22 protein-coding genes are annotated in these 25976 nt (G+C 68.4%); 7 read left to right on the forward strand and 15 right to left on the reverse strand.

All coding sequences use genetic code 11. The annotated features are described in order from the left end of the window. Positions 1-47 precede the first annotated feature (47 nt). Entirely contained in the window at positions 48-1391 is a 1344-nt protein-coding gene (locus tag AC1RVW_RS23810) for a DotU family type IV/VI secretion system protein (RefSeq protein ID WP_493202900.1), read from the forward strand. Positions 1392-1396: 5 nt separating this feature from the next. After that, on the forward strand, positions 1397-2515 hold the full coding sequence (locus tag AC1RVW_RS23815; RefSeq protein ID WP_493202933.1) for a type VI secretion system protein: 1119 nt from the start codon (positions 1397-1399) through the stop codon (positions 2513-2515). 21 nt (positions 2516-2536) lie between these two features. Here the strand turns inward: AC1RVW_RS23815 and tssJ are convergent, their stop codons facing one another. Then, positions 2537-3049, reverse strand: a complete 513-nt coding sequence (gene tssJ, locus AC1RVW_RS23820) for a type VI secretion system lipoprotein TssJ (RefSeq protein ID WP_106935890.1) — start codon at positions 3047-3049, stop codon at positions 2537-2539. A gap of 71 nt (positions 3050-3120) precedes the next feature. On the opposite strand from tssJ, the gene tssA reads away from it, so the two are divergent. From tssA to AC1RVW_RS23845, 5 genes are all read left to right on the forward strand, one after another. Next, complete coding sequence (gene tssA / locus AC1RVW_RS23825; RefSeq protein WP_493202903.1) at positions 3121-4161, forward strand: type VI secretion system protein TssA; 1041 nt, start codon at positions 3121-3123, stop codon at positions 4159-4161. 51 nt (positions 4162-4212) lie between these two features. Continuing rightward, positions 4213-4728, forward strand: coding sequence for a type VI secretion system contractile sheath small subunit (tssB, locus tag AC1RVW_RS23830; RefSeq protein ID WP_081268468.1), 516 nt, complete (start codon positions 4213-4215; stop codon positions 4726-4728). A 40-nt stretch (positions 4729-4768) separates the two neighbouring features. Continuing rightward, the gene (gene tssC, locus AC1RVW_RS23835; protein WP_106935891.1) at positions 4769-6262 is read left to right on the forward strand and encodes a type VI secretion system contractile sheath large subunit; all 1494 of its coding nucleotides are present in this window, start codon (positions 4769-4771) and stop codon (positions 6260-6262) included. 155 nt (positions 6263-6417) lie between these two features. Beyond that, positions 6418-6897 carry an Hcp family type VI secretion system effector gene (locus AC1RVW_RS23840; protein WP_081268470.1) on the forward strand — a complete coding sequence of 160 codons (480 nt, stop codon included), beginning with the start codon at positions 6418-6420 and terminating at the stop codon, positions 6895-6897. Positions 6898-6977: 80 nt separating this feature from the next. Continuing rightward, on the forward strand, positions 6978-7517 hold the full coding sequence (locus tag AC1RVW_RS23845) for a peptidoglycan-binding domain-containing protein (RefSeq protein ID WP_493202906.1): 540 nt from the start codon (positions 6978-6980) through the stop codon (positions 7515-7517). 94 nt (positions 7518-7611) lie between these two features. On the opposite strand, the gene AC1RVW_RS23850 is transcribed toward AC1RVW_RS23845, so the two are convergent. The 14 genes from AC1RVW_RS23850 to AC1RVW_RS23915 all read right to left on the reverse strand — a co-directional run bounded on the left by AC1RVW_RS23850 (position 7612) and on the right by AC1RVW_RS23915 (position 25850). After that, entirely contained in the window at positions 7612-8406 is a 795-nt protein-coding gene (locus AC1RVW_RS23850; RefSeq protein ID WP_493202908.1) for a PP2C family protein-serine/threonine phosphatase, read from the reverse strand. 56 nt (positions 8407-8462) lie between these two features. Continuing rightward, complete coding sequence (tagH, locus tag AC1RVW_RS23855) at positions 8463-10118, reverse strand: type VI secretion system-associated FHA domain protein TagH (RefSeq protein WP_493202909.1); 1656 nt, start codon at positions 10116-10118, stop codon at positions 8463-8465. An 88-nt stretch (positions 10119-10206) separates the two neighbouring features. Then, complete coding sequence (locus tag AC1RVW_RS23860; protein WP_493202911.1) at positions 10207-11481, reverse strand: TIGR02270 family protein; 1275 nt, start codon at positions 11479-11481, stop codon at positions 10207-10209. 16 nt (positions 11482-11497) lie between these two features. Next, positions 11498-12415 carry a type VI immunity family protein gene (locus tag AC1RVW_RS23865; RefSeq protein WP_493202913.1) on the reverse strand — a complete coding sequence of 306 codons (918 nt, stop codon included), beginning with the start codon at positions 12413-12415 and terminating at the stop codon, positions 11498-11500. A gap of 18 nt (positions 12416-12433) precedes the next feature. After that, complete coding sequence (locus tag AC1RVW_RS23870; protein ID WP_081268476.1) at positions 12434-13273, reverse strand: DUF4150 domain-containing protein; 840 nt, start codon at positions 13271-13273, stop codon at positions 12434-12436. A gap of 8 nt (positions 13274-13281) precedes the next feature. After that, complete coding sequence (locus AC1RVW_RS23875) at positions 13282-14349, reverse strand: hypothetical protein (protein ID WP_493202915.1); 1068 nt, start codon at positions 14347-14349, stop codon at positions 13282-13284. After that, a complete protein-coding gene (locus AC1RVW_RS23880; protein WP_493202917.1) occupies positions 14346-15401 on the reverse strand; it encodes a DUF2169 family type VI secretion system accessory protein in 1056 nt (351 codons plus the stop codon). The genes AC1RVW_RS23875 and AC1RVW_RS23880 overlap by 4 nt, the downstream gene beginning before the upstream one ends. Positions 15402-15418: 17 nt before the next feature. After that, complete coding sequence (locus AC1RVW_RS23885) at positions 15419-15895, reverse strand: DUF6484 domain-containing protein (protein ID WP_493202918.1); 477 nt, start codon at positions 15893-15895, stop codon at positions 15419-15421. Between the two features lie 3 nt (positions 15896-15898). Further along, a complete protein-coding gene (locus tag AC1RVW_RS23890) occupies positions 15899-18244 on the reverse strand; it encodes a type VI secretion system Vgr family protein (protein ID WP_493202920.1) in 2346 nt (781 codons plus the stop codon). A gap of 70 nt (positions 18245-18314) precedes the next feature. Further along, positions 18315-18710, reverse strand: coding sequence for a DUF4150 domain-containing protein (locus AC1RVW_RS23895; protein WP_081268481.1), 396 nt, complete (start codon positions 18708-18710; stop codon positions 18315-18317). Positions 18711-18733: 23 nt separating this feature from the next. After that, the gene (locus AC1RVW_RS23900; RefSeq protein WP_493202923.1) at positions 18734-19348 is read right to left on the reverse strand and encodes a DUF3540 domain-containing protein; all 615 of its coding nucleotides are present in this window, start codon (positions 19346-19348) and stop codon (positions 18734-18736) included. Between the two features lie 35 nt (positions 19349-19383). Beyond that, complete coding sequence (locus AC1RVW_RS23905; RefSeq protein WP_493202925.1) at positions 19384-20436, reverse strand: pentapeptide repeat-containing protein; 1053 nt, start codon at positions 20434-20436, stop codon at positions 19384-19386. After that, on the reverse strand, positions 20433-23030 hold the full coding sequence (locus tag AC1RVW_RS23910; protein WP_493202927.1) for a DUF2169 family type VI secretion system accessory protein: 2598 nt from the start codon (positions 23028-23030) through the stop codon (positions 20433-20435). The genes AC1RVW_RS23905 and AC1RVW_RS23910 overlap by 4 nt, the downstream gene beginning before the upstream one ends. A gap of 12 nt (positions 23031-23042) precedes the next feature. Continuing rightward, a complete protein-coding gene (locus tag AC1RVW_RS23915) occupies positions 23043-25850 on the reverse strand; it encodes a type VI secretion system Vgr family protein (RefSeq protein ID WP_493202929.1) in 2808 nt (935 codons plus the stop codon). Between the last annotated feature and the right edge of the window lie 126 nt (positions 25851-25976).

Genomic DNA, 25976 nt, shown 5'->3' on the forward strand with positions numbered 1-25976 from the left:
GCCGGTGCAAGGCATCCTTCGCAATGCACGCCTGAGCAGGCACCTCCATGGCTCGCCTGCTCGACTGCTTCTCCGGCTTCATCGCATACGGCCTCGCCCTCGATGCATCGGCCGCCGCCGGGCGCCCGATGCCCGCGCTCGCGACGGTGCAGCGCAAGGCCATGCAGCTGCTCGACACCGCGCGCGCCGAAGCGGCCGCCGCGGGCACGCCCGCGCCGCAGGTCGAGTCGGCCGTGTTCGCGATGGTGGCGTGGATCGACGAGATCCTCGCGCGGCACCCGGAAGCGACGGCAGGCGCGGATGCCGGCAGCGGCCCCTCGCCGCTGCAGGCGCAGCTCTTCAACTCGAACAATGCGCACAGCGAGTTCTTCCACCACCTGTCGGCCCTGGGCGCGCAGGACAACGACGTGCGCGAGGTCTACTGGCACGCGCTGGTGCTGGGCTTCAAGGGCCAGTACTACTTCGAGGACGGCGACCAGGGTGAGCTCGGAAAACTCAAGGACCTGCACGGCCGCCAGCTGCAGCTGCGCCCGCTCGCGGCCGACAGCCTGGCGCACGACCGCATCACGCCGCAACCGTACAGCGTGCCCGACCCGCGCGGCCCCAACGACACGCACCGGCGCGACCGCGCGCTGCTGCGCGCCGGCGCGGCGCTCGCACTGCTGCTGCCGCTGATCTACCTGCTGTGGCTGTGGTCCACCGGGCCGCCCGCGGCCGGCTCCGGACTGAGCCAGCGCATCGAGCAGCACCTGCAGACCTTCGCCTGCGCCGACCTCACGGCCACCGTGGACCCGGAGGGCCGCACGCGCGTGTCCGGCTTCGTCTCGCTGCCCGGCGACCTGTCGCGGGTGGAGCGCGAAGTGGCCATGGTGCCCGGCGTGAAATCGCCGAGCTTCGACGTCGGCCTGCGCGTGTGGCCGCACTGCGAGGTGTTCGCCATCATCAAGCCCTACCAGGCGCGCAACCGCGAGCGGGCCTACGGGCTCGACATCGACTCGCCCTCCGCGCTCGAAGGCAAGCTGCGCGAAGGCGACCCGGTGCGCGTGCAGGTGGTGGCGCCGCGCCACGACAGCTACATCTGGGTCGACTACTACACGGCCGACGGCGCGGTCATGCACCTCAACGCCGGGCAGGCGCCCACGAAGCTGCATGCGGGCGAAACACTGGCGCTGGGCCGCGAGATCCCGTCGAGCTGGCTCGTGAGCCCGCCCTTCGGCAGCGTGCTGATCACCGTGCTCTCGGCGCCGACGCCGTTCACCGAAACCGCCGACCGGCCGCCTTTCGAGCTCGCGTCAGACTACCTGCTGCGGCTGCGAGAGACCGTCGCGGCCGGCAAGAACAGCGACCGGCTGATCGCCGACTTCGTGTTCCTGGAGACGGTTTCGCGGTGACCGCCATGCTTTCGCACGACCATCGCTTCTGGCTGCTGCTGGTGCTGTGCCTCGCGGGCTTCGCGCTGCTGTACGGCGTGGTGCGCGATGCCGGACGCGGAGCGCGGCGCCGCGCGCTGCAGCGGCGCATCGAGGCGCTTGGCGTCCCCGCCTCGGAAGCCGGCGACACGGAACTGGCCGCCGCCGCGTTCAGGGAAGGCATGGCGCAGGCACAGCAGGCCCTGAAGCGCAGCCGCCCGCGCGCGCCCGTTCCATGGTTCCTGTTCTTCGGCAATGCCGCCGCCAACGTGTGCGGCCTGCTTTCTGCGGCGCATGGCGAGCGCCTGCCCGCGCACGACGCAGGCGAAGCCAAGGCAGATGCCCGGTGGCACTGGTGGCTGACCGGCGCCACCGTGTCCATCGAGATTCCGCCCGGCGCGGTCGGCAAGGCCGCCGACACGCCGGCGCAGCGCGGGCTGTGGCTGCAGTCGCTGCTGGCACTGGCCGAGCGGCGACACCGCCTGCCGCTCAACGGCATGGTCGCGTGCGTGTCCGCGCAAGAGCTGCTGCATGCCGACGAGAGCGAACTCGCGGCCCTGGCCGCGCGAATGCGCCGCCTGCTCGACGAGACCGCAGACACCCTGCGACTGCAGCTTCCCACGTACCTCGTCGTCACCGGGCTCGAACAGCTCCCGGGCTATGCGGTGCTACGCGGCGCGTTGCCGCCCGAGGTGCTCTCGCAGGCCGTGGGCCATCGGCTGACCGACGCCTCGGCCGCCATCGCCACGCCAGCGCGCGAACGGCTCGATGCGGTGTTCGACCCGCTCGCCCGGCACCTGCATGCGCTGCGAATGAGCCTGCTGCATCGGCAGGCCAGCGCCGCGGACCGGCTTGCGGTGCATGAATTCGTGGAAGCGGTGCGCGCGCTGCAGCCAGGGCTGCGCACCTTCACGCAGGTGCTGCTCGAGAACCATGGCAAGGGCACGCGCGCGACGCGCTGGCGCGGCCTCTACCTGACGGCTGCGGCGTCGCCCATGCACGGCGCGGGAGCAGCCTTCGTGGATGACCTGTTCGGCCGCTTCCTGCCGGCCGACCAGCCACTGGTGCGGCCGGGCCGTCCATCGCCCGCCGGCGCCACGGCCTGAACAGGCAGGCCGCCGACGGCGCTACTTCGCGTCGATGCGCATCTGCCGCGCGCCGAGCAGCACGTCGAGCGACTGCGCCTTGCCGGTGGTGACCGGACGCACCTCGCGCCAGCGCGCGCGGTCGAGATCGCGGAACGCCGCCATCACGCCGATGGCCTTGGCGTCGGGCGGCAGGTTGAAGTCGAGCTTCCTGCTTTCGCCGGGCCGCAGCAGCACTTCTTCGCGCTGCACGAGTTCGGCGCCCAGCGTGGCCTGGTCTTTCTCGAACAGCGAGAAGAAGTCGGCGCCTTCGAACGGGCCGGGCGACTTCAGCGCATACACGCGCACCGTGAGCGGCGAGGCGCGTCCGCGCGCATCGGGGTTGGCGTCGGGGCCTGCCGTGAGCGAGACCGCGACGGTCGTCACCACCGGCTTGCTCGCGCATCCGATGAGCGAAAGACCCGCTGCAGCAAGGCCAAGAACGGCGATGCGACGCCGCGGCAGCGCGGCGCAGGAGCTCTCATAGGACGAATGGTGTGTACCCAGCGTGCGCATGCTATTCCCTTCGTTGCATTGACCGGTCAAGACGCATCTTTGATTATCACCAGCCAACTTCAACAGGCAATATGCTGAACAACCAACTTGCCGCCGCACTGCTCACGCCCATCGGCGAAGCCTCGCCGTGCGGCGACGACCTGGAGTACGACGCGGACTTCACCGCGCTCGTCTCGGCCGCGCAAGGCAAGCCGGAGCAGCAGTTCGGCGACACGGTCATTCCCGCGGTCGAACCCGAGTGGCGCGAAGTCGCCGAGCAGTCCGACGCCATCCTTCGCCGCAGCAAGGACGTGCGCGCCGCGGTGCTGCTGCTGCGCGCCGCCACGCGCCTGCAGGGCGTTGCCGGTTTCGCCGCGGGGCTGCGCCTGCTGACCGACCTGCTCGACAGTTTCTGGGACGGCATACATCCAAAGCTCGATGCGGACGACGACAACGATCCGACGATGCGCCTCAACGCGCTCGCGCCGTTGACCGACGAAGGCATGGGCCTGCGCGACCTGTACGACGCGCAGGTCGGCATCGCGCGCGGCGTCGGGCCGATCCGCGTGCGCGACATCGCCATTGCGCACAACGCGCTCACCGCCGTCGGCGGCGAGGCGGCGTATTCCATGGCGCAGGTGCAGGGCGGGCTCGAAGCCATACAGGCCGAGCGGCCCGAGGCCATACAGGCTGCCGTCGAGGTGCCCGCGCTGATCGATCGCCTGCACAGGCTCATCGTCGATCGCACCGGTCGTGCCGACGCGGTCGACTTCGACGCGCTGCGCGGCATCGGCCGCGTGCTGAACAAGGCCTGCGCCGCGGCCAGCGGCGCGCCGGCGGATGCCGCGGGCGCGGCAACCGGCGAGGGCGATGCGGGCACGCAGGACGCAAGCGCCCCGGCCGCACATCCCGCAGCCCCGCGCGGCGAGATCCAGAACCGCCAGGACGCGGTGCAGATGCTCGACCGGGTGATCCGCTACCTCGAGCAGGCCGAGCCCGGCAACCCCGCGCCGCTGCTGATCGAGCGCGCGAAGAAGCTCATCGGCGTGAGCTTCCTCGAGATCATGGCCAACCTCGCGCCCAACGCGATGGACACCATCGAGACGGTCACGGGCCGACGCCCTTCCGAATAAGCCAGCACCACAACACAACCGCCCCATTCACACCCGCAAGGAGCATCTTCCATGGCCAAGAGCAGTCAGAAATTCATCGCCCGCAACCGGGCGCCCCGGGTCCAGATCGAGTACGACGTGGAGCTCTACGGAGCCGAGAAGAAGGTGCAGCTGCCCTTCGTGATGGGCGTGCTGGCCGACCTGTCGGGCAAGCCCGCCGACCCGCTCGCGCCGGTGGCCGACCGCAAGTTCCTGGAGATCGACGTCGACAACTTCGACTCGCGCATGAAGGCCATGAAGCCGCGCGCAGCCTTCGCGGTGGAGAACTCGCTCACCGGCGAAGGCGACCTGAAGGTGGAGCTCACCTTCGAGAACATGGAAGATTTTTCGCCCGCCGCCGTGGCCCGCAAGGTGGGCGCGCTGAACAAGCTGCTCGAGGCGCGCACCCAGCTGTCGAACCTCGTCACCTACATGGACGGCAAGGGCGGCGCCGAAGACCTGCTGGCCAAGGTGCTGGAAGACCCGGCCCTGCTGCAGACGCTGGCCGCGAGCAAGAAGCCCGAAGACGGCAGCACGCCCGCCGCCTGACCCCCGACACACACACACCGGTTAACGAGGAGTACCCACCATGGCCGAAGCACTCGAACAGAGCGCGCTGAAAGATGTCGCGTACGCGGGCAGCGATTTCTCGTCGCTGCTGCAGAAGGAATTCAAGCCGCGCAGCGACGAAGCCAAGAGCGCCGTCGAGGCCGCCGTGCTCACGCTGGCGCAGCAGGCGCTGAGCAACAGCACCGTCATCGGCAAGGACGTGACCAAGTCGATCCAGGCCATGATCGCCGCGATCGACGCCAAGCTCACCGACCAGGTCAACAGGATTATCCACCACCCCGACTACCAGAAGCTCGAGAGTGCGTGGCGCGGCCTGCACTACATGGTGAACAACACCGAGACCGACGAGAACCTGAAGATCCGCGTGATGGACATCTCCAAGGCGGACCTTGCCAAGAGCCTGAAGAAGTTCAAGGGCGCGGCCTGGGACCAGAGCCCGATGTTCAAGAAGATCTACGAGCAGGAGTACGGCCAGTTCGGCGGCGAACCCTTCGGCGCGCTGGTGGGCGACTATCACTTCGACCAGAGCCCGCCCGATGTGGAACTGCTCGGCGAGATGGCCAAGATCGCCGCTTCGGCGCACGCCCCCTTCATCACCGGCGCAAGCCCGAACCTGATGCAGATGGAGTCCTGGCAGGAGCTCGCCAACCCGCGCGACCTGACCAAGATCTTCCTCACGCCCGAGTACGCCGGCTGGCGCAGCCTGCGCGAGTCGGACGACTCCAAGTACATCGGCATGTGCATGCCGCGCTTCCTGGCGCGCACGCCCTACGGCGCGAACACCAATCCGGTGGAAGAGTTCGACTTCGAGGAGGACACCGCCGGCGCCGACCACAACAAGTACGCCTGGGCCAACGCGGCCTACGCGATGGCCACCAACATCAACCGCTCGTACAAGCTCTACGGCTGGGGTTCGCGCATCCGCGGCATCGAATCGGGCGGCGCGGTGGAGAACCTGCCGCTGCACACCTTCCCGAGCGACGACGGCGGCGTGGACCAGAAGTGCCCCACCGAGATCGCCATCAGCGACCGGCGCGAGGCCGAGCTCTCGAAGGCCGGCCTGCTGTCGATGATCCACCGCAAGAACTCCGACTTCGCGGCCTTCATCGGCGCCCAGTCGCTCAACAAGCCGGCCGAGTACGACGACCCCGACGCCACGGCCAACGCCAACCTGGCGGCGCGCCTGCCCTACCTGTTTGCCTGCAACCGCTTTGCGCACTACCTCAAGTGCATCGTGCGCGACAAGATCGGCAGCTTCAAGGAGCGCGAGGACATGCAGCGCTGGCTCAACAAATGGATCATGAACTACGTGGACGGCGACCCGGCCAACTCCTCGGAGATCACCAAGTCGCAAAAGCCCCTGGCTGCCGCCGAGGTGGTCGTCGAGGAAGTGGAGGGCAACCCGGGCTACTACACGTCCAAGTTCTTCCTGCGTCCGCACTACCAGCTCGAAGGCCTCACGGTTTCGCTGCGCCTGGTGTCGAAGCTGCCTTCCGCCAAGGGCGGCGCATGAAAAACAGGCCGGAATTTTCTTGAAATTCCGGCTTCCGTTTCGTTCTATCAACAGCTGCCGCGCACCGGCTTTCACCGCAGGCCGCCGGCAGCCCAGGTAACCGTCTGGATCATCAACAACCGCCCGAACGCAATCGGGTTCCAAGGAGTAGGAACATGTCTTCTGACTTTCACATCAAGCTCGACGGCGTCAAGGGCGAGTCTTCCCACAAGGATCACAAGGACGAGATCGAGATCTCTTCGTGGTCCTGGAACGTGAGCAACTCGTCGGGCGCGGGCTCCGGCGGCGGTTCCGGCAAGGGCAAGGCCACGCCCGGCGAATTCCACTTCACGCACACCTACGACAAGGCCTCTCCGGTGCTGGCCAAGAACTGCGTGAGCGGCAAGCACTTCAAGGACATGGTCCTGACCTGCCGCAAGGCCGGCGAAGGCCAGCAGGAGTACCTGAAGGTCACCATGAAGGAAGTCTTCATCTCCGGCGTGAGCCCCGGCGGCGCGCAGGGCGGCGACGTGCACGAGCAGGTTCTTTGCTCGTTCAAGGACATCGAGTTCGCCTACAAGGCGCAGGACGACAAGGGTGCGGCCGGCGGCGAAGTGAAGTTCGGCTGGAACGTGCCGACCACCGAAACCCGCTGACGGGCGACGGACGCCAAGGTTCGGCATCGGGCGTGCAAGCGCCCGGGCCGGCCCCGACGTGTCCTCACCGGAGCAATGCCATGGCATTCAGCACCCCATTCATCGGCTCGAGCGGCAATCCGCGCACGGCCTACAACATCGACTGGTCCGTCGGCCTGATCGGCTCCAACACGCGCGAAGACGTGATGCTGGTGCAGGCGCTGTTCAGGATCTTCTACTACGAACTGCTCGGCTTCAACGACGGTTTCGATCCACCGCCCGGGGAGAACGCAGTGATCGTCGTGGACGGCCAGAAGGGGCCGATCACGCAGAGGCACATCGTGCACTTCCAGGAACAGGCGATCGCGCGCGGCCAGAACCTGAAGCCGGACGGCATCTTCGATCCGTACCGGGCGGTGGGTGCGAGCAGCACGATCAGCAAGACGCGCTACGCACTCGACCTGCTCAACAACGGCTGCGCCAACCTCTGCGACGCGCAGGGCATCGACAACTACAGCAACCTGCCGAACCGGCAGGACATGCCGCTGTTGCTGCGCAGCGCGCTGAAGCGGGTCAAGAAGACGGCCAGCAAGTACACCTACGTCGCGCCGCAGACGGTGCCGACCACGGGCGGCGCCTGAACGAAGGACCGAAGGAACAGCCGACCCGGCTGATGCGCAAAGGGCCCGGAGCGATCGCTGCGGGCCCTTTTCCTTTCTGCGCAGGCAAGAGGATTCAGGAATCCGTCGGCATCGCGTTCTCCGGCATCAGCCGGGTCACGTCGTCCTCGTCGTCCTCTATCACCCACAGCGTGAGCGCCGTGTAGTTGTCGTGGCCCGGCTTGGCGTTGGCCTTGACCTGCGCATCGATCAGCTCGGTCCACTGGGTGGGCGTGCGCGAAGCGTGCAGCGTGTCGATCAGGCACTCGTCGCCCAGCGGCTCCCACACGCCGTCGCTGCACAGCAGCAGCACGTCGCCGGGCAGCAGGCGCATGCGGTCCGACACCGCGATGTCGGGCGCCTCCTCGACCGAGCCCAGCGCCGACAGCAGCATGTTGCGTTGCGGATGCAGCCGCGCGCCCTCTTCGTCGAGCATGCCGCCGGCCACCATCTGCTGCACCAGGCTGTGGTCGGTGGTGCGCGCCACGATGGCGCCGCCGCGGAACAGGTAGGCCCGGCTGTCGCCGCTGTGCACCCAGGCGAGCGCGTGGTCTTCCAGGTCGATGGCCGCGAACACGATGGTCGAGCGCATGCCCGCGAGCTTGCCGCCCTCGGCCTGGCGCGCCACCACGTCGAGGTTGGCCTGCTCCACCAGCCGGCGCAGCGTGGCTTCGTCCAGGCCCGGCGCGGCCGAGAAACCGCCGAGCATGCTGGCGCGCGCGGTGGCCGCCGCCACGTCGCCGCCGCCATGGCCGCCCGCGCCGTCGGCCACCAGGCAGGCGACATGACGCTCGTCGTGCCAGTGGCCGTGCACGTCCTCGTTGTAGGTGCGGCCGCCCTGCCGGGAGAGCGTGACGATTTCGATTTCCAAGCGGGGTGCCTCGCGAATGCTGCGGTTGTCGTTGTTGCTGCCGTGCTTTTTCTTCGTCAGGCGTCCGACTTCAGGCGCGCCATCTGCTCTTCGTAGGCCTGCAGGAAGGCCTTGCCGAAGAGGCTGTGGAAGTCGTCCTCCGCCTCGCTCGCGATGCCGCCGTAGAGCGACACGAACTGATCCCAAAGCTTGGCCTTGCGGTTGGCGCTGAAGAGCGCGTCGAGCGCGGTCTTGGCGCTGATCTTCTTCTCCAGCTCGGCCGGCTCGAAGCGCGCGATGACATGGGCCAGCGCCGCGCGCATGCCCACCATCACGCCGAACTGATGCGCGCGCAGGTCGTCGAAGGCGTCGCGCATCGCGGCCTCCGGCGGCATGAAGCCGCGCACGCCGGGGCCCAGCAGGTGCGCAAGCGCCACTTCCACGGTGGGCGAGAACTTCAGCGGGTTGTTGGCCTGCGCCGCGATCATCGTGACCTCGGCGCGCACCTCGCGCTTGAACTCCTGGCGCGTGAGCAGCAGCTGCAGCGTGCCTTCTGTGGCGCTGCGCAGCATCGAGCCGATGCGCTCCATGAGGCCGGGCGTGAGCATCTCGGGCGGCTGGTGGGTGCTGGCCAGGCCGCGCAGGAAGGCGGCGAGCAGTTCGTCGTCGCTCGCCGCGCGCCTGGGCGCCGCTGGCGCTATCGGGGCGGGCGCCACAGGCACCACAGGCACCACAGGCACCACAGGCGGCGCGGGCGGCTCGAAGGGCTTGCCGGAACTCTCCGGCCCGCTGATGCGTATGGGCTGGCCGGTCATGTCGTCGAAGTTGGCGACCGGCTGCGCGGGCGCCGGGCTGTTGATCGCCTTCGGCGGCGTGAAGCCGAACTGGTCGATCGGCAGGTGGTCCGCGCGCGCTGCCGGCGTGGCGGGCGCGGCGCGCTGCAGCGCGGCCAGCGGATCGGCGTCCGATGCGGTGTTGGGCTGCAGCAGCGGATCGGCAAGCGGCGACAGCGCCAGCGGATCGCCGCCGATGCCGCCGCCGCCGCCGTTCATGCCGCCGAAGAGTTCGTCGATGCCCGTGGCCTTGCCGTGCGCGGGCGCGGCGCCGAGGTCGGAGAAGTCGTCGAGCGCGCCCAGGCCGGCCACCGGTGCAGACGAAGGCGTGGGTCCGAGCAGGTTGGCGAAAGGATCGATCTGCGCGGCCTGCGCGTTGCGCGAGCCGCTTTCCATCGGGTCGGGGAACAGCAGCGATTCAGGCAGTGCCGCTGCAGGGGCCGGGGCGGGCGCCGCGGCCGGTGCGGCCGGTGGCGCGAGGCCCGCGAGCAAGTCGGCGAAGGGGTCGTCGCTCGTCGGCGCGGCAGGCACCGCCGCAGAGCCCCCCAGCACGGTGTTCGGGATGGCGAGTGACGGCGGCGCGGCGGCGGCCGCGACACGCACCGTGAGCTCGAAGCTGCCCACCACCAGCCGTGCGCCGTCGGTCAGCGCGGCTTCCTTGCCCGAACCCAGCGACACGCCGTTGCACTGCATCGGGTTGCTGCCCCGGTCGATGACGAAGTACTGCCCGTTGCGGCACAGCACCTGCGCATGCACGCGCGACACGGTGCGGTCCGGGTCGTCGAGCACCAGCGTGTTGGTGTCGGCCCGGCCGATGGTGCCGCCGTTGGGGCCGAAGTCCGCGGCAATGGCCTGCCCGGCCGGAGCGCCTTGCCGGGTGATGACAGCGATATGGATCATGAATCGGCCCCCGAAGGCTCTGTGCCTGAATGCGCCCGAACAAACTCGCAAGGAGTATTCATTCCGTGGGGCATGTTGGCAATCTCGCCTAAAGAGGTATGCCGTCGCCGAGCCAGCGCTGCTGCCGCCACGCCGGCGCGCTGGTTGCGAACAGCGGCGCGTGCGCGTCGAGCAGCGCCAGGTGCAGCGCCGCCGCCACGCGCTGGCGCTGGAAGCCCTCACGCAGCACACCCGTGCAGGAGTCCGGCGAGACCGGCTGCCCCATGAAGAGCCGCACGCCGGGGACGAAGCGCGCGCCGTTCTGCTGCCACCACGCGCGGACCTTGTCGATGTCGGGCCAGGGCAAGGCAATGTCCTCGGGCAGCTCCACGTTGTCGTCGTCGGGGTCGTCGGTCGGCCCGTCCTCGAAGCCGTCGGGCGGCGGAACCTCCATCTGCGCGAGGTTGAAGTCCACGCCCGTGATGGTCACGAAGGCCTCCGCCGCGATGCGCGCCGTGGCCGGCTGCGCCATCTGCTCGATGAGCCAGGGCACATAGCGCGCGTCCCCGATGAAGCCCGAGCCGATGATGCGCAGGCGCTGCGCCTCGGGCAGCGCCGCGCTGTCGAGCAGCAGCGCATGGCCCGGTGCCGGCTCCATCGCCTGCAGCGCGAGCTGGAACGCGCGCGGCTGGCGCGGCCCGCTCTTCAGCGCAAAGGCCGAGAGCACATCGAGCGCCTGCGCCCGGTCGCCGAGCAGCACCGCCGCCCACGCGGCCCAGAAGCGCAGCTCGGGCTTGGCCTCGCCGAGCAGCGCCCGGGCCTGCGGCAGCAGATCGGCACGGCCCAGCTCGCCGGCCGCACGCAGCGCGCGGATGCGCACGCTGTCTGGAGCGCCTGCAAGCAGTTGCCCGAGCAAAGCGCCCGGATCGCGCCGATGCAGCGCGCAGGCCGCCACGCCGAGCTTCTGCCGCAATGGCGAGGCGTCTTCGAGCAAGGCCTTGACGCGGCCGCCCAGGTACTTGGGCTCGACCCATCCCAGCGCGGAGATCAGGCCGGGCACGACCTCGGGCAGGTCCTTGGCGCGCTCCACCAGATCGTCGAAGCGGCCATCGACCGCCTCGATGGCGAGCACGGCGGCGACGAAGAAGTCTTCGGGGCCTTCGTTGTCGGTGAGCGCCAGGGCATGCTGCCAGCCTTCATCGCCGGCAACGCGCAAGCCGTCGACGTGGGCGGCGAGGCGTTCGTCGAGGTCGGCGAATTGCTGGGGCGAGTAATTGGGGGCGTGGACTGCGCTGGCGCGTTGGAGCCAGAGGAAGGAGGCTTCGTCGGCGTGTTCGGCAAGGACTTCGCTCAGGGTCGGCGACGAAACGTCGGGATCATTCATCGCGCGCTCCTTCGTGTCAGTCGAATCGCGCCAGCCATTCGTCCGTTCCATAGCCCGGATCCGACTCGGCAAAGATCGCCGGGTGCCGCTGAAGGCGTGCGGACGCCAACGCCGAGCCGACACGGTGGTAGGGCTTCATCTCGTCCCTGTCCGGATAGCCCAGGGCCGGGGCAGCGCCGGCCTGGATCACCCAGCAACCCGGCAGCTCATGCACCGGGCATTCGCTGCCGAGTTCTCCGCGCAACTCTTCCAGTGCCGGCAGCCGCTGCTGAAGCCCGGTCCCCAGGAGCGTGAGCCAGTTCACGCACTTTATGGCCGGCGCAACGGATCGCTGCAGGGCGATGATGGTCGAATCCATGTAGTTCAGATCGATGCCTGGGTACTTCTTTGCGAGCATCAGCATCTGGCTGGCAGCCTCGTTCTCGTATTCCCCCTCCGGGTCCCAGTTGACCGCGAAGCCTGCGTGCCCAGAGTCAAAATCGAAGCCCGCGACCAATTCGGCCAGCAGGTTCGCGACGCTTTCATACCCTGTGTCCATGAACCAGGACGGAAGAATGAGCCGTACCGCGCCTACTCGCGTTTCCTCTTCCTGATCGGCCAGCAAGTAGAAGCCGTGCTCCGAGGGCTCGTCCTTGTCGTTGCCGCCTTCAAGGCTCAGCATGTAGATGCCTTTGCCCTTTCCCTTGCGCTTGGAAAACCAATCGGGCAACAGCTGCAGGGAGTCAGCCTTGAGCGGCCTGGAGCCCTCCATCGATTCGGTTCGATAGAACTTCAGGTAGCTGCCGATCACGCCGAGTGCCTTCGCGTAGAAGTTCTGGATGCCTTGTGCGTGATCGAACATCGACCCACGCCAATACAGCGTGATGTCGGTCACGAGTCGCAGATAGATCCCATCGTCGCCGGAGAAAACAAGCTTGTCGGTCACTTCGCTCATGGGGTGCTCCTTCCTTTTTCAGCAATCGCAGTTCTTGGCATTGATCTTCACCGGCTTGTTGCCGTTGGCCAGCTTCTGCTGCCGCAGCTTCTGCGTCTTGCGCCAACGGTCGCCGGGAAACTTGAAATCGAAACAGCGCTTCACGATCGGCACGCCCGCCGCATCCGTGCCGAGCGACAACACCACGTCGGGAATCAGCAGGCCGTAGGAGCGCGTGAACTGCTGAGTGATCAGGCCCCCGAGCTTCTGGATCGCACGCGCGGCCGACGATAACGGGTTGCTCAGACGGGATTCCAGTTCGTAAGACCAGTTGCCGCTCGAGGAAGGATCCCGGCTCCAACCACCACGCGGCCCCTTCACATGGCCTTTCGCAAGGTCTTTGCAGAACTCTTCGCAGAGCTTGTTCGCCATCGCCTCCTCGTCGGCGTCGAGCCCGAGATCCTTGACCACCGACTGGAGAATGCCGGCTAGATTGGCCGCGTTCTCCGAGTTGTGGAACATCTTGTCCATGAAGCGCGCGGCGTTCTTGCCGTCCATCTTCACGTCGAACGAATAGAGGATCCAGGTCGCCTCCTTCATGAAGGTGCTCGACTTCACGCCACCAGCCACGCCGGCGTTGTCGCCGTTGGACAGTGCGAACTTCGACCCCTTGTTCGCCGCCATCACCTTGTCACCCTTGACCGTGGCCGTCCCGTTGGTCAACGTGATGGATTGCGCGATGTTCGGATACGGCACGGGCACCGGGCCGCCCGGACTCGGCGTCTTGCAGACGTCCGGAATGGTCGCGGTGGTGATCCCGCTACTCATCTTGTGAACAAGCGAGCCCACAGTGCCATTGACCCGGATCGTGACAGGCATTGCAGGCCTCAGCCATCGCGCGGCTCGATGCCGCGTACCAGGACAGCGCCACGCTCGCCAGACTCGGAACTGGCCCACACCATCGACACCGGCCCCTTGCCGTAATGTTTCAGATGAGAGATCACGGCAAGGACAATGTGCAGCGGCATTCCGGCAGCTCCGACGTCGCCCCAGCAATCGGCCGGTGCCACGAAATCGGTGGCATTGCGAAAACGCTCCTTCGTCCGCAGAACGGTAAAACCGTACTCGTCGGCGCGATAGGTCTCACCGTTCATGTCGCAAAAGACGTTGTGCACCAGTTCGTCCTGGTCCAGCGATTTCAGAGCCTGGCGAAAGGCCTGCGTGAGTCCGTCGCCGATGCAGACCTCACCGCTCTTGATGAGCCGCGTCTCCAGACCCAACCCTGGCTCGCCGAGCGACGCGAGCGAGGTCAATCCGGCTTGCGCCGCGAACTCGCGCGAGGCGACCAACAAGGCGCCCGCTGCCTCCCCGGGAATGAATCCCCAGGGATTGTTGAGCACGCCGCCGCCATGAAGCTGGTCGATGGCCTCGACCCATTCAAGCGTTTCCGGCGCGAGGTAGGTATCGACACCGCAGACCAGGCATGCGTCGATCGAGGCGCTGGCACAACCACGCGCCGCCACTTCGAGCGCCAGATGCCCGCCCGCGTGGCCGATCTCGAAGACCCGCGATGCACTGAACAGCTCTTGGTGCCGCCGTGTGATGTGTGCCAGCAATGCATCCCGCAGGTCCGCAGGCCGTCCAGCGCGCGGAGGTGGCAGAGCCAGCGCCAGACCGAGCCGGCAATGCATCGCGGCGCCGACAGCCACGAGCGGCCGCACGGCTTCATCGATGGCCGGTAGCAGCATGGCCGCGCAGCGCTGCTGCGCGTCGACGTCCGCACCTATCCACGGTGCGCGGGCCACACGCATCGGTTCCCCCGCGGAGTCCATCAGGAACGGGTGCTCGCCGAAGCCGCAGATGCCCGCGCGCGCTGCGGCGGCACTCGACCACGCATTCCGGCCTATGGGCGTGCAAGCACCGATACCTGCAATCTGCAAGGAGGCAGCGGTCATGCCGGCACTCCGCTCTCGTCGACCTGCTCACCCAAGCGCACGAAACGCTTCTCCACGATGCGCGTTCGCAGCAACTTGTGCACCCTCGGATGACAAGGCAACGCGCTGTGCCACACCAGCGAGACACGCGAGCGATCCGGCTCGACGATCACTGTGTGCAACCTCGGCCGCTCGTGCGCTACCCGATAGCCGTCAATGAAGAATGTCTCGAGACCGAGAATCACCCGTGGCAGTTCGAAACGTAGCTGTCCTCCGTGTGGCCAGAGATGGATCAGCACCACCGGCTCTCCACCCACCAGAAACTGCGGCGCCTGCTGATCCCCCGGCGCGCACTGATAGTGCCGATCATCGAAATCCACCGGCAGCAACGGCATCCGGTCCCGCTGCCAAGCCTCGTCATACGTCCCCGCAAACCCCGCGCGCGGCTGCCAGTGATTGCACAGCGGCCCGAACCCCGCAGGCTCGGGCCTGTCGCTCCACGCCCGCACGCATTGATCCGGATACTCGATGTTCGGCAGCCGCACGCCTTCCGCATGCGCCGCTTCCAGTACAAAGCCGGTGCCCACCGGGTTGCGCACGTCGAACTGCGGCAACGGCGCGTCGCGCGTCCACGGGTCGATGCCGCCGTATGCGCGCTCCCACACCAGCGGCATGGTGCTGAAAGGCTCGGGCTCCGATGGCGCGCCGCCCAGCCACACGCGGTCGCCGGTCACGCGCAGGCGCTTGGCGATCGGGCCGACGCGCAGGCCCACGTCGAGCTGCGTCACGGGCACGCCGCCGGGCGCATGCGCATTGCCGATCAGCAGCACGTCGGTCGTCTGCTTGGTGCGCACCAGGTCCATCTCGTAGAGCAGGCTGGGCCGGGGCGCGGCCTCGTCGACGAAGACGGGCGCCTGCGCGACGGGCGGTTGTCCGGCGGCGACGCTCGTCTGGCCATCGGGCGAGACATCGAAGCTGCACTTCACCGCCACGAGCCAGATCTCCGCGCCGTCGCGGTCGCGCACCCAGGTGCGTTCGGCGGCGTAGGGTGTGCGGTTGTCGAGCTGCCACATGGCGGGTGCCTCGTTCGTCAGTTGATGCCCACGTAGGCACCCTTGACGCGGTTGGCGCCGCGCGAGCGCGTGAGCACGTAGTTGCCGTTGATCAGCACCTTGCCCGCGCGCGTGAGCACGATGCTGGCGTCGCCGCAGCGCAGCTCGATGCGCTCGCGCCCCTGCAGCACGACGCGCTCGCCGTCCACGCGCGCGTCCAGCACGGGCGGTGCCTCTTTGCGCGGCGGCTGCACACGCCCGACGATGACCGGGCGCCGCACCTCGCCCTGCTCGAAGGCCACGACGATGGCCGCACCGGCATCGCCGGGCGCCAGGCCTACCGTGGAGAGCGCCTGCACCGGCGCCATGCCGTCGCCCAGCGTGACCAGGAAGCGCCCCTCGGCATCGAAGCCGGCGAAGGCGGCCACCGCCACGCCCTGGCCCGGCAGCTTGGACCAGGCCGCCACGCTGTGCAGCACGCTGCGCGCGCTCCGGAGATCGGTGTGGTCTTCCACGGCTCAGTCCTCCCCCAGGTTGGAGCCCTTGATCTTGATCGAGCCGCCGGCCTTGAACGACGCTGTGCCGTCGGCCTTGATGGTGATCTTGGCGCCCTTGATGGTGATGCCGCTGGCGTTCATGACGATCTTGCTGCCGCCCGCCTTGAGCATGATGGTGGGCGCCTCGACCATGCAGATCGCGCCCGCCTTGATCTTGATCGGCCCCTTCGATGTCTCCGCGATCACCGCCGCCGAGAGCTTGTGCGGGCCGCCGACCGTGATCGACTGCAGCGCGCCCACGTTGACCTTCTGCACGCCGCCCACGCTCACCATCTGCGCACCGCCCACCGACACGGTCTGCACGCCGCCCACGTTGATGGCCTCGCCCGCGCCCACGCTGTGCATGCGGCCCGCCCCCACGGTGTGCGCCTCCGCCACCGAGATGGTGGTGGTCTGCATGCCGTTGACGGTGTGGCTGCGCCCGCCGGTCACGGTGACGGTCTCGCCGCCGTTCACGGTCTCGGTGCGATGCCCGGTGATGGTGATGGTCTCGGTGCCGCCCACGGTCTCGCCGCGGTTGGAGCCTATGGAGATGGTCTGGTTGACGCCCACGTGCTGCGTCTGGTTGTTACCCACGCTCTCCGAGTCGTCCACGTCGATGGTGTCGGTGCGGCTGTTGTGCACGGTGGTCGTCTGGTTGTGCTCCACCGTGGTGTTCATGTCGTACTGGCCGTGGATGGTCACCTTCTCCTTGCCGGCGGTATCGTCCATCGACAGTTCGTTGTAGCCCTTGCCCTTGTGCGTGTTCGACTTGATGCCGCTCACCACGGCGCCGGCCGGCAGGCCGAAGGGCGCCATCGATTCGCCGTTGTAGAAGCGCCCGACGATGATGGGCTGGTCGGGGTCGCCGTCCAGGAAATCGACGATCACTTCCTGGCCGATGCGCGGAATGCTGACCGCGCCCCAGCTCTTGCCGGCCCAGGGATGCGACACGCGCACCCAGCATGAGCTGTTCTCGTCGTTCTTGCCGTAGCGGTCCCAGTGGAACTGCACCTTCACGCGGCCGTGCTCCTCGGTCCAGATCTGCTCGCCGCTGCGGCCCGTGACGATGGCGCTCTGCGGGCCGGGCATGGTCACGCGCGGCGTCAGGCGCGGCGGGCGCCAGGGCGTGTTCAGCGGAATCACCGTGAGCAGGAAGCTGCTGCTCGCGCGCTGGCCGGTGCTCAGCGCGGGCGTCTGCGCGATCAGGTCGCCCACCAGTTCGCCCAGCCCGGTGTTGACGGGGTCGTCGGCCAGCGCGTCGTGCAGCACCGCGTCGATCGAGCGCCGGCTCTCGGGGAAGTTGGCGCCCTCGTAGCCGGGGTGGCTCGCGACGAAGGTGCACGCCGCGATCAGGTAGTCGCCGTCGCGCTTGCCGTCGGGGTCGCCCTTGAAGGCGAAGCTGCGCCCGGCGGTCACGTCGGGCCAGCCGGTCAGCGCCCAGTGGCGCTGGCGCCGGCCGATGAGTTCGTCGAGCCGCAGCTGCGCGAGGTTGTCGGTGTCGTCGCCCGACTGGTAGCCGCCCGGGAACTCGAACACTTCGAGGTCCGACAGCTCGTGCGTGTCGGGGTCGCCCTTGTCGGCGCGCAGCTGCTTGCTGATGACCTTGAAGTCCCGGTCGCGCGACGCGAACTTGCCCGATTCGAACTGGCGCGAGCTGATCCAGCGCGTGATCTCGTTGAAGCGCCCTTCCGATGCGCCGCGCTGCACGTGGTTCAGCGTGTCGGCGGCGGGCAGCTTCTCGTGCGCCAGCGTGCTGGTGTCAGAAAGGTAGAGCATGCCCGGCGCGTCGTGCGCGTCGAACCAGTAGTAGATGCCCTCTTCTTCCAGAAGGCGCGAAAGAAACTGGTAGTCGCTCTCGCGGTATTGCACGCAGTACACGTGGGGCTCATGCGGGCCGACCACGCCGCCCGCCTTGAGCTTCTTGAGGCTGCCGACCGGGCTGTCGTCGAGCACCGCATCGATCACGCCCAGCACCGGCTTGTTCTGCAGGATGCGCGCGTTGACGCGCTTGCTCAGCAGCCAGAACCACGAGCGCAGGCTGATGCGGTATTCGAGGAAACGCCCGCTCTGTGCCACGCGCGTGAAGCGCACCGCATGCCCCTGGCAGTGCCGCTTGTGGGTGCCGCCGTCGGCATCGGCGAACTCGATCACGACGTCGAAGGAGCGGCCCAGCACGTCCGCGGCTTCGATGCTTTCGTTGTCGGTCAGCACGGTGAGTTCGTAGGCCGACGGGCGCGCCAGCACCTCGTGGCCCACGATGCGCCAGAACATGAGCTTGTCGACTACGGGCGAATCGCCCTGGATGCTGAACTTGTGATCGGCCATGCCTTGCGCCCCTTTTCTTTCGTTCCCCTCCCGAATCGCACCGCCGGCCCGCCCATGCGGCGGCGCAGCCTTACGGCGCCAGCAGCAGCACCAGCGGCTGGCTCGGCACCGTTCGCACGCCCGGGCAGTTGGTGCTGTTCTGCAGCGACGTGCTGGTGAGCCGCGACGCGGGCATGCCCATCCACAGCACCGTGAAGGCGCCGGTGAGATGGCGGCTCGGCCCCATCACCGTGCCCGAGGCCACGCCCAGCATCACGCCCGCGTTGTCGCCGTTGGTCATGGGAATGGTGGTGCCGAGGTTGTGCGCCGGCCCGCCCATGATGAGGATCGTGGGGCAGTTCGGAATCGCCATCGGCCCCATCGCGATGTTCGGATACGGCACCGGAATGGGCGATGGCGCGGCGGGCGTGATGCAGACATCGGGAAAGCCCATGTCGGTGCCCATCAGCTGGCAGTTGGCGAACATTTGTTTTCTCTCCCCTTGCCGCTTCAACCGAAGTGGATCTGCGCGCCGCGCGCCTTGACGAGCTCGCGGCCGTTGACCAGCGTGTGCTCGCCTTCGAGCCGCAGCAGCTGCTTCGCCTCGCACTCCAGGTGCGTGGCCGCCACGCGGTCGATGCCGTCGGTGGTGCGCAGGTAGTGTTTGCTGAAGTGCTGCACGCGGTCCATCACCGACGACAGCACCGAGCCGACCAGCTTGATGCCGGTGCCCACCACGGTGAGCTGGCGGCCGACGACGTCCGCGGTGTCGGTGGCCAGGCGGGTGCGCCGGGTGGCCACGTCGAGCTCTTCGGCCGCGAGTTCGAGCCGGCCGCCTTCCACGGCGATGCGCATGCCGTTGCCTTCGCAGCTGACGACGTTGGCGGTGCCCTCCTCGCGCTGCAGCACGGCCATGACCCAGACTTCGTCGGGCGCGATGCGCAGGCAGGCGACGCTGTCGCCGGCGGCGGGTTCGAGCAGGCAGCTCGCCGCGCGCCGCGTGCGAAGCCGCAGGCCGCCGCTGTCGACGACGAGCGCCCCGACCTCGTCGCGGCCGAGCACGCCGACGCACCACTGGCCGGTGATGGCCTGGGCGGACGCCGGTTTCAGGCTGCTTGTCTTCATGGTGTGTTCCTCCGTTGCTTGGCTTCGATGTGGGGTCATGCGACCAGCGGCTGCCAGCGCTCGGACTTCTCCAGCTCCGGATCGCTCTCGATGGCGCGTGCGCGGTCGGTCATCTGCGCGTCCTGCGTATTGGCGCCATGCAGCACGGTGCGCATCAGCGTGGCACGGCGCAGGTCGGCGGTGCCGAGGTCGGCATGGCGGAAATCGGCATAGGTGAGTTCGGCGCCCGTGAAGTTGGCGCCGCGCAGCTTCGCGCCCGCGAAGTGCGTCTGGTACAGGTCGCAGCCCGAGAAGTCGGCCTGCGGCAGCGTGGCCCCGGTGAACAGCGCCTGCCTCAGCTGCGCGCCGGAGAAGTCGCAACCGGTGCCGCTCGCCTCGCAGAAGATCGACGAGGGCGCCACCGCCTTCGCGAACTTCGCGCCGTCGAGCCGCGCGGCCTGGAAGTTGCACTGCCGCAGCACGATGCCGCTGAAGTCCGCGCCGCCCAGGTCGGCGGACGAGAACTGGCAGCCCTCCAGCGCCAGCCCCGCGAACGACATGCCCTTCAGCGAGGTCTTGAAGAACACGTTGCGCAGCATGCGTGCGCCGGTCCATGTGAGGTGGGACAGGTCGCACTCGTTCACCGTGGTGTAGTGCCAGCTGGTGTCGTCCGCGCACACATCCAGCAGCACCGACTGGCTGAGCACGGCCGAGTCGAGCTGCGCGCCGCGCAGTACCGCATGGTCGAGCCGGCACTTCGCGACGGTGGCCATGGTGAGCACGCTGCCGGCCAGCTGCGCGTGCGTCAGGTCGCATTCGGTGAACACAGCGCCGTGCAGGTTGGCCTCGCGCAGGTCGACGTGGTCGAGCAGGCAGCGGTTGAACACGGCCTTGCGAAGGTTCGCGCCGGAGACGAGCGCGCCGCGCAGGTCGCACTGGTCGAACACGGTCTCGCGCAGGTCGGCCGCGCGCAGGTCTGCTTCGGCAAGGTTGACCCTGGAGAACACGCCGCCGCCCAACGGCAGCTTCGCGAACTGGCCCTTGCGTAGGTCGAGGCCTTCCAGCGTCTCTCCGACGCCGACGGCAATAGCGAGCAATAGGGGTGTCATGCCGCGGCCTGCTGTTCAGGGGTGAGACGGGGCCAGGTGCGCGCGCGCTGGAGCAGCGCGCCGTCGAAGCTGGTCGAGCCGTCGAGCCGCACGCGGCTCAGGTCGGCGCCGAAGAGGTTGCTGCGCCGCAGGTCGGCGCCGCGCAGGTCGGCCGACTGGAACACCGCGTCGCTGAAGTTCACGCCCGACAGCAGCGCTCCGGTGCACACGGCCTTGCGCATCAGCACGCCCTTGGCGCTGGCCAGCCGCAGGTCGGCCCCCTCGAGCCGCGCGTCGCAGAGGTTGGCGCCGTCGAGCACGGCACGCACCAGCTTCGCGCCGCGCAGGTCGGAGGCGCCGAAGTTGAAGTTGCGCAGGTCGGCCAGGCCCATCTCGGCATCGGCGAGGCTGGTGCCCTTCACGGCCACGGCACCGGCGCACTTCGCGCCCATGAGCCGGGCGGCATCGAGCTTGCAGGTGACGAAGGTGGCGGCTGCGAGCGTGGCTTCGTGCATGTCCACGCCGGTGAGGTCGCATTCGATGAAGTTGCAGGCCGACAGGTCGGCCTCGGGCCAGCGCATGCCCTTGAGGTCGAGCTTGTGGAAGACCTGGCCCGCGAGCAGCGCGCCGGTCCAGTCCGCCTCGCCCCAGGAGGTGTCGAGCAGCCGGGCTTTCGTGAAGTTGGCGCGCCGCATCTGCGTGCTGCCGAAGGCGCAATGCATGAGCGTGGCCTGCGAGAAATCGCAGCCGTCGAACACGCCGCGCGCGAGCCGCGCCTTGCCGAGGTTGGCCTCGCGAAAGCCGGCGCCGATGGCGATGGCGCCTTCGAGGTTCGCATGCGCGAGCACCGCCCCCGAAAAAATGGCGCCCGAGAGGTTGGCGTTGCTGAAGTCGGCGCTCTCCAGCCATGCGCCTTCGAAGTTGACCTCGCGCAGGTCGAGGCCCGAGAAGTCGGCTCCCGTGAAATCGGCGCGCGGGAACAGCCTGATGCCGGCCGCGATGGCGCGCGTCATTTCCGCGCGCAATGCCGCCGCCGCATCGGCCGGCATCGCAAAGGCCGGCGGCTGCACATGCGCGGACTGCAGGTAGCCCTTGCGCTGCACTTCCTCGAGCTCGCAGAGCCTGCCGAACATCGGCGTCAGGTCGACCTTGCGAGTGCTGCCCGCCGCCTGCGCCTGCATCTCGGCCAGGTGCTTCTCGGCGCTGTAGAGCGGCGGGCCGCGGTGCTGAACCTTGGCAAGGTCGATGCGGTGCTGCTGCGCCGCTTCCAGCGCGTTCTCGAGCACGGTCACGGCGTCTTCGACGGCGGCCCAGCCCTGCGCGTCGGCCTCCTTCATCTTCTTCTCGAGGTACGGGGGCAGCGCGTCGCCCACCGGCACCTTCTCGCGCGGCGGCATCCTGATGCCGAGCGCGTCGGGGTCCTTGCCCATTTCCACGGCCTTGTCGCGCGCGAACTCGACGTCCATCTCGGCCCGGCCGTACTGCGCCTCGCCCTGCAGGCCGTCCATGCCGAACGGCGCCTTGGCGGCTTCCACGTCGGGGTCGAGCGTGCCGATGCCTTCGGGCAGCAGGTCGCTGTCGATGATGGCGTGGACGGGGCCCATCTTCGGGTCGGCGCGTCTGGCGGCGGCTTCGAGGTAGTGCGCGTCGCTGCGCGGCTCGCCGGTGCGCTCCACCGCGCCCATCAGGCTGGCCACGTCGGAGCCGTCGTCGGTGCCGACCTCGGCCAGCCCCTGGAAGATCGCGATGCAGCGCTCCGCGTGCGGGAAGAACCACACGGTGGTCAGCCGCAGCGGCACCTCGCGCACCTTGGGCTCGCTGCTGCCGGCGATCCTGTAGCCGACGAACACGCGCGCGCGCAGGCCCGGCAGGCGGCCTTCGATGCGCGGCTTCTGCGGGTGCATGTTGTCGAAGGCGAAGGCCTCGTCGCCGGCGAGCGGCGCGGCCATCCACTGGTCGGGAGGCGCGAGGTTGAAGTAGCGCCAGTCGGTGTCGGGCGCAAAGCCCGGCGCATGCAGCTTCAGGTAGTCGGCGTCGTAGGTGCCGCGGTATTGCGCGCGCTGCGGATGCATCAGGTCGAGCGCGCCGAAGCCGGCCGGCGCAATGGCCTGGTCGGGCCGCAGCAGGCGGTCTTGCGGCAGCTCGGTGTTCGGCAGCCACAGGACGCCGTCGCGCGCCTGCCGACCCCGGCCTTGCGGGTTCTGCGCAAAATCGGCGCCGCCGTAGGCGGCGGCCCAGTCGAGCGGCAGCGACTCGAAGGGCCGCGGCGCGCTGGCGCGCGTGCCCTCCCAGTGCCGCTCGCCGAAGACGAGCAGCGTCTTCTCGCACGCGCCGAAGCGCGCGCGCACCGCGCAGGCCTCGGGCCGGCCGGGCGGCGCGAAGGCCTTGCCGTGCACCAGGAACTCGGGCGTGAGCTTGGCAACGCCTTCGTCGATCAGCGGCTGCGCCATTTCCTTCGCCAGAAAGGACCACATCGACTGCTCGGCCCACAGCGTGCCGCGCTCGCCCTGCGCGAAAGGCAGGTGCAGGTACGCGCTGACGCTGAGTCCGAACCGCTTGCGGAACTCGATGGGCCGCGTCGAGAGGCCGAGCGCCTGGGGCTTGAGGACTTGCATTCGGCGCCCCGGCTAGTCGCCTTCGGGCTCGCGCTCTTCGGGCGGCCGGGCCGAGCCGTCGGGCTCGACGGCGTTGTTGACCTTGCCCAGGTCGGCGGTGCCGCTGGGGTCGCTGGAAAAGACCTCCGCGAGCGGCAGCCCCAGGCCCATGACCGGCACCAGCCCGAGGATGGCGTCGGTGCGCCGGTTGCGGGCCTTGCCCGCCAGCGCCCGCAGCCGGTCTTCCAGGCTGTGCAGGCCTTCGGCATGCGCGTCGTCGGCGGCCTTGCCCAGGGCATCGGCCGCATCGGCGTACTGCTTGAGCGTGGCGCCGATGTCGACGTAGGCCGAGGCGGCGCCCGCCACCGCGGCCAGTCCGCCGGCCACCGCGGCCGCCCCGGCGCCCGCGCCGCCGGCCCCTGGCGTGAAGGTGTGCAGCGCCGATTGCTTGACATCCATCGCCACCGCCGCGATGTCGGGCGCCGCGCAGTTGGTGAGCTTCACGCCCGCGGTGTTCTCGATGTTCACGCCCAGCACGTTGGCCATGGCCAGCGCCAGCGCGTTCTCGATGCTCATGCCGATGAAGGTCGAGCGCGTCACGCCCATGTTGGCTTCGCTGTTGGTGCCGATGTAGCCGCTCGAATTGGAGCCCAGCACCGTGGTGTTCGAGCCGATGGAGGTGGCGTTGATGTCGCCCACCGCCATCATCTCGATCTTGGTGTTGCTCACCAGCTTGATCTTGTCGGCCATCAGCCCCAGCGGGCCGCTGGGCACGGTGATGTACTTGGAGCTCGCGCCCGTCACCAGCCAGTCGATGTGGCCGGCCTCGAAGCTCATCTTCGCCGCCTTGTAGGTGAGGTTGCCGCTGACCGTGATGGTCTGGTTGCCGGTCACGTTGCGGGTTTCGCCGGCGCGCGAGGTGTCGGTGCGCGCGCCGGTCACGTCGCTCAGGCTGGTACCCGTGACCATGGTCTTGTCGTCGGCGTCGACGAAGGTGGTGCGGTTGCCCACCACCTGGTTGTTCTGGTTGCCCTTGACGGTGTTCTTCTGGTCGACCACCACCATGTTGGTGTCGTTGCGCGTGACGGTGCTCTTGCGGTCGCGGTCGACCAGGCTGGTCTGGTCGCGCTTGACGGTGACGGTCTGGTCGCGGTCGATCGTGGTCGAGTCGTCGCGCTCCACGCTGCGGCTCATGTCGAGCTCGGCGTGGATGTTGATGTTCTCCTCGCCCTTCTTGTCCTCGAACATGATCTCGTTGTAGTTCGCGGGACCGCCGCCGGGCGTGGAGCGGGTCTTGAAGCCGCTCTGCGTGGGCGACTTGTACGGAATGGGCTGCTCGTCGTTGTAGACGCGCCCGACGATGACCGGCCGGTCGGGGTCGCCGTTGAGGAAATCGACGATCACCTCCTGCCCGATGCGCGGAATGAAATAGCCGCCCCAGCCCTTGCCGCCCCAGGGCTGCGACACGCGCACCCAGCAGGTCGACTTCTCGTTGCTCTCGTCGTAGCGGTCCCAGTGGAAGTGCACCTTCACGCGACCGTGGTCGTCCACGTGCAGCTCGTCGCCCTTGGGTCCGACCACGATGGCGGTCTGCGGGCCCGGCATGACCGGGCGCGGCGTGAGGCGCGGCGCGCGGAACGGCCGCTCGGCGGGCATCACGGTGAGCAGGAAGGCGCTGGCGCCGGTCTGTCCGGCCACCATCGCGGGCGTGGCGGCGATCAGGTCCTCGAGCACCTGCAGCGTGTCGGCGTTGACGGCGTCGTTGCGCAGCACCTCGGCCAGCGCCGCCTGCACCGGCCGCGCGGCCGACCCGGCGCTCACGCCCTCGTAGCCGCGATGGCTGGCGACGAAGGTGCAGGCCGCGATGATGTAGTCGCCGTTGCGCGTGCCGTCGGGGTCGCCCTCGAACTTGAAGCTGCGGCCGGCGGCGGCGTCGGGCCACGGCGTCAGCGCCCAGTGGCGATCGCGGCGCGCATTGAGTTCGTCGCCGCGCAGCTTGGCGCGGCTTTCCCCGTCGTCGCCGGTGAAGTAGCCGCCGGGAAACTCGAACATCTCGAGCGTGGCCAGTTCGTGTTCGTCCGACGCATCGATGTCGGCGCCGAGCTTTTTCTTGATGGCCTTGAAGTCGCTGTCGCGCGACGCATGCTTGCCGGTGTCGAACTGCCGCCCGCTCACCCAGCGCGACACTTCATTGAAGCGCGCCTCGGCCGCGTCGGTGGCCATGTGGTGCAGCGTGTCGTTGGCGGGCAGCTTCTCGTGGGCGATGTCGCTGGCGTCCGACAGGTGCATGGTGCCGGGGGCGTCGTGCGCGTCGAACCAGTAGTACACGCCCTCGTCCTCCAGCAGGCGCGAGAGGAAGCCGTAGTCGCTTTCCTGGTGCTGCACGCAGTAGCGGCGGGGGTTGTGGGTGCCGATGACGTTGTCGGCCCTGGTTTTCTTGAAGCGCTTGATGGGGCTGTCCTCGAACACGGCATCGAGCACTTCGAGCACTTTCTTGTCCTGCAGGATGCGCGAGTTCCTGCGCTTGGTGAGCAGCCAGAACCAGGAGCGCAGGGCGATGCGGTATTCGTAGTGCCGTCCCACGTGGCCCGTGCGCACGAAGCGCACGGCATGGCCCTGGCAGTGGCGCTCATGAGTGCCGCCGTCCGCGTCCTTGAATTCGATGACGACGTCGAATGCACGCCCGAGGATGTCCTTGGCGTCGATGGCCTTGTTCTTCGACAGCACCGTGAGTTCGTAGGCCGACGGGCGCGCGAGTGCTTCGTGGCCGACGATGCGCCAAAACATCAGGTCGTCCTTGGCGGGGGAGTCGGTCTCTATGCGGAACTCGTTGTCGGCCATCTTTTTCTCTTTTGGTCTTTTTTAAAGCGCTTGTTTCGGGGTGCGTGCACAGGGCACCGGGTACTCCCCTCCGCGAATGTCCCCCGGGCTTCGCCCTCCTCCTTTATTTCGCTGCGGGGAGCACCC

Source organism: Variovorax sp. MPBD4-3, from assembly GCF_058809745.1.

Coding starts and splice junctions, on each gene's coding strand:
- tssB (WP_081268468.1), top strand. CDS start 4,213: ATGGCCAAGAGCAGTCAGAAATTCATCGCCCGCAACCGGGCGCCCCGG.
- tssJ (WP_106935890.1), bottom strand. CDS start 3,049: ATGCGCACGCTGGGTACACACCATTCGTCCTATGAGAGCTCCTGCGCC.
- AC1RVW_RS23810 (WP_493202900.1), top strand. CDS start 48: ATGGCTCGCCTGCTCGACTGCTTCTCCGGCTTCATCGCATACGGCCTC.
- AC1RVW_RS23900 (WP_493202923.1), bottom strand. CDS start 19,348: ATGAAGACAAGCAGCCTGAAACCGGCGTCCGCCCAGGCCATCACCGGC.
- AC1RVW_RS23875 (WP_493202915.1), bottom strand. CDS start 14,349: ATGACCGCTGCCTCCTTGCAGATTGCAGGTATCGGTGCTTGCACGCCC.
- AC1RVW_RS23915 (WP_493202929.1), bottom strand. CDS start 25,850: ATGGCCGACAACGAGTTCCGCATAGAGACCGACTCCCCCGCCAAGGAC.
- tssC (WP_106935891.1), top strand. CDS start 4,769: ATGGCCGAAGCACTCGAACAGAGCGCGCTGAAAGATGTCGCGTACGCG.
- AC1RVW_RS23910 (WP_493202927.1), bottom strand. CDS start 23,030: ATGCAAGTCCTCAAGCCCCAGGCGCTCGGCCTCTCGACGCGGCCCATC.
- AC1RVW_RS23870 (WP_081268476.1), bottom strand. CDS start 13,273: ATGCCTGTCACGATCCGGGTCAATGGCACTGTGGGCTCGCTTGTTCAC.
- tssA (WP_493202903.1), top strand. CDS start 3,121: ATGCTGAACAACCAACTTGCCGCCGCACTGCTCACGCCCATCGGCGAA.
- AC1RVW_RS23815 (WP_493202933.1), top strand. CDS start 1,397: ATGCTTTCGCACGACCATCGCTTCTGGCTGCTGCTGGTGCTGTGCCTC.
- AC1RVW_RS23860 (WP_493202911.1), bottom strand. CDS start 11,481: ATGAATGATCCCGACGTTTCGTCGCCGACCCTGAGCGAAGTCCTTGCC.
- AC1RVW_RS23890 (WP_493202920.1), bottom strand. CDS start 18,244: ATGGCCGATCACAAGTTCAGCATCCAGGGCGATTCGCCCGTAGTCGAC.
- AC1RVW_RS23845 (WP_493202906.1), top strand. CDS start 6,978: ATGGCATTCAGCACCCCATTCATCGGCTCGAGCGGCAATCCGCGCACG.
- AC1RVW_RS23880 (WP_493202917.1), bottom strand. CDS start 15,401: ATGTGGCAGCTCGACAACCGCACACCCTACGCCGCCGAACGCACCTGG.
- AC1RVW_RS23840 (WP_081268470.1), top strand. CDS start 6,418: ATGTCTTCTGACTTTCACATCAAGCTCGACGGCGTCAAGGGCGAGTCT.
- AC1RVW_RS23895 (WP_081268481.1), bottom strand. CDS start 18,710: ATGTTCGCCAACTGCCAGCTGATGGGCACCGACATGGGCTTTCCCGAT.
- tagH (WP_493202909.1), bottom strand. CDS start 10,118: ATGATCCATATCGCTGTCATCACCCGGCAAGGCGCTCCGGCCGGGCAG.
- AC1RVW_RS23865 (WP_493202913.1), bottom strand. CDS start 12,415: ATGAGCGAAGTGACCGACAAGCTTGTTTTCTCCGGCGACGATGGGATC.
- AC1RVW_RS23905 (WP_493202925.1), bottom strand. CDS start 20,436: ATGACACCCCTATTGCTCGCTATTGCCGTCGGCGTCGGAGAGACGCTG.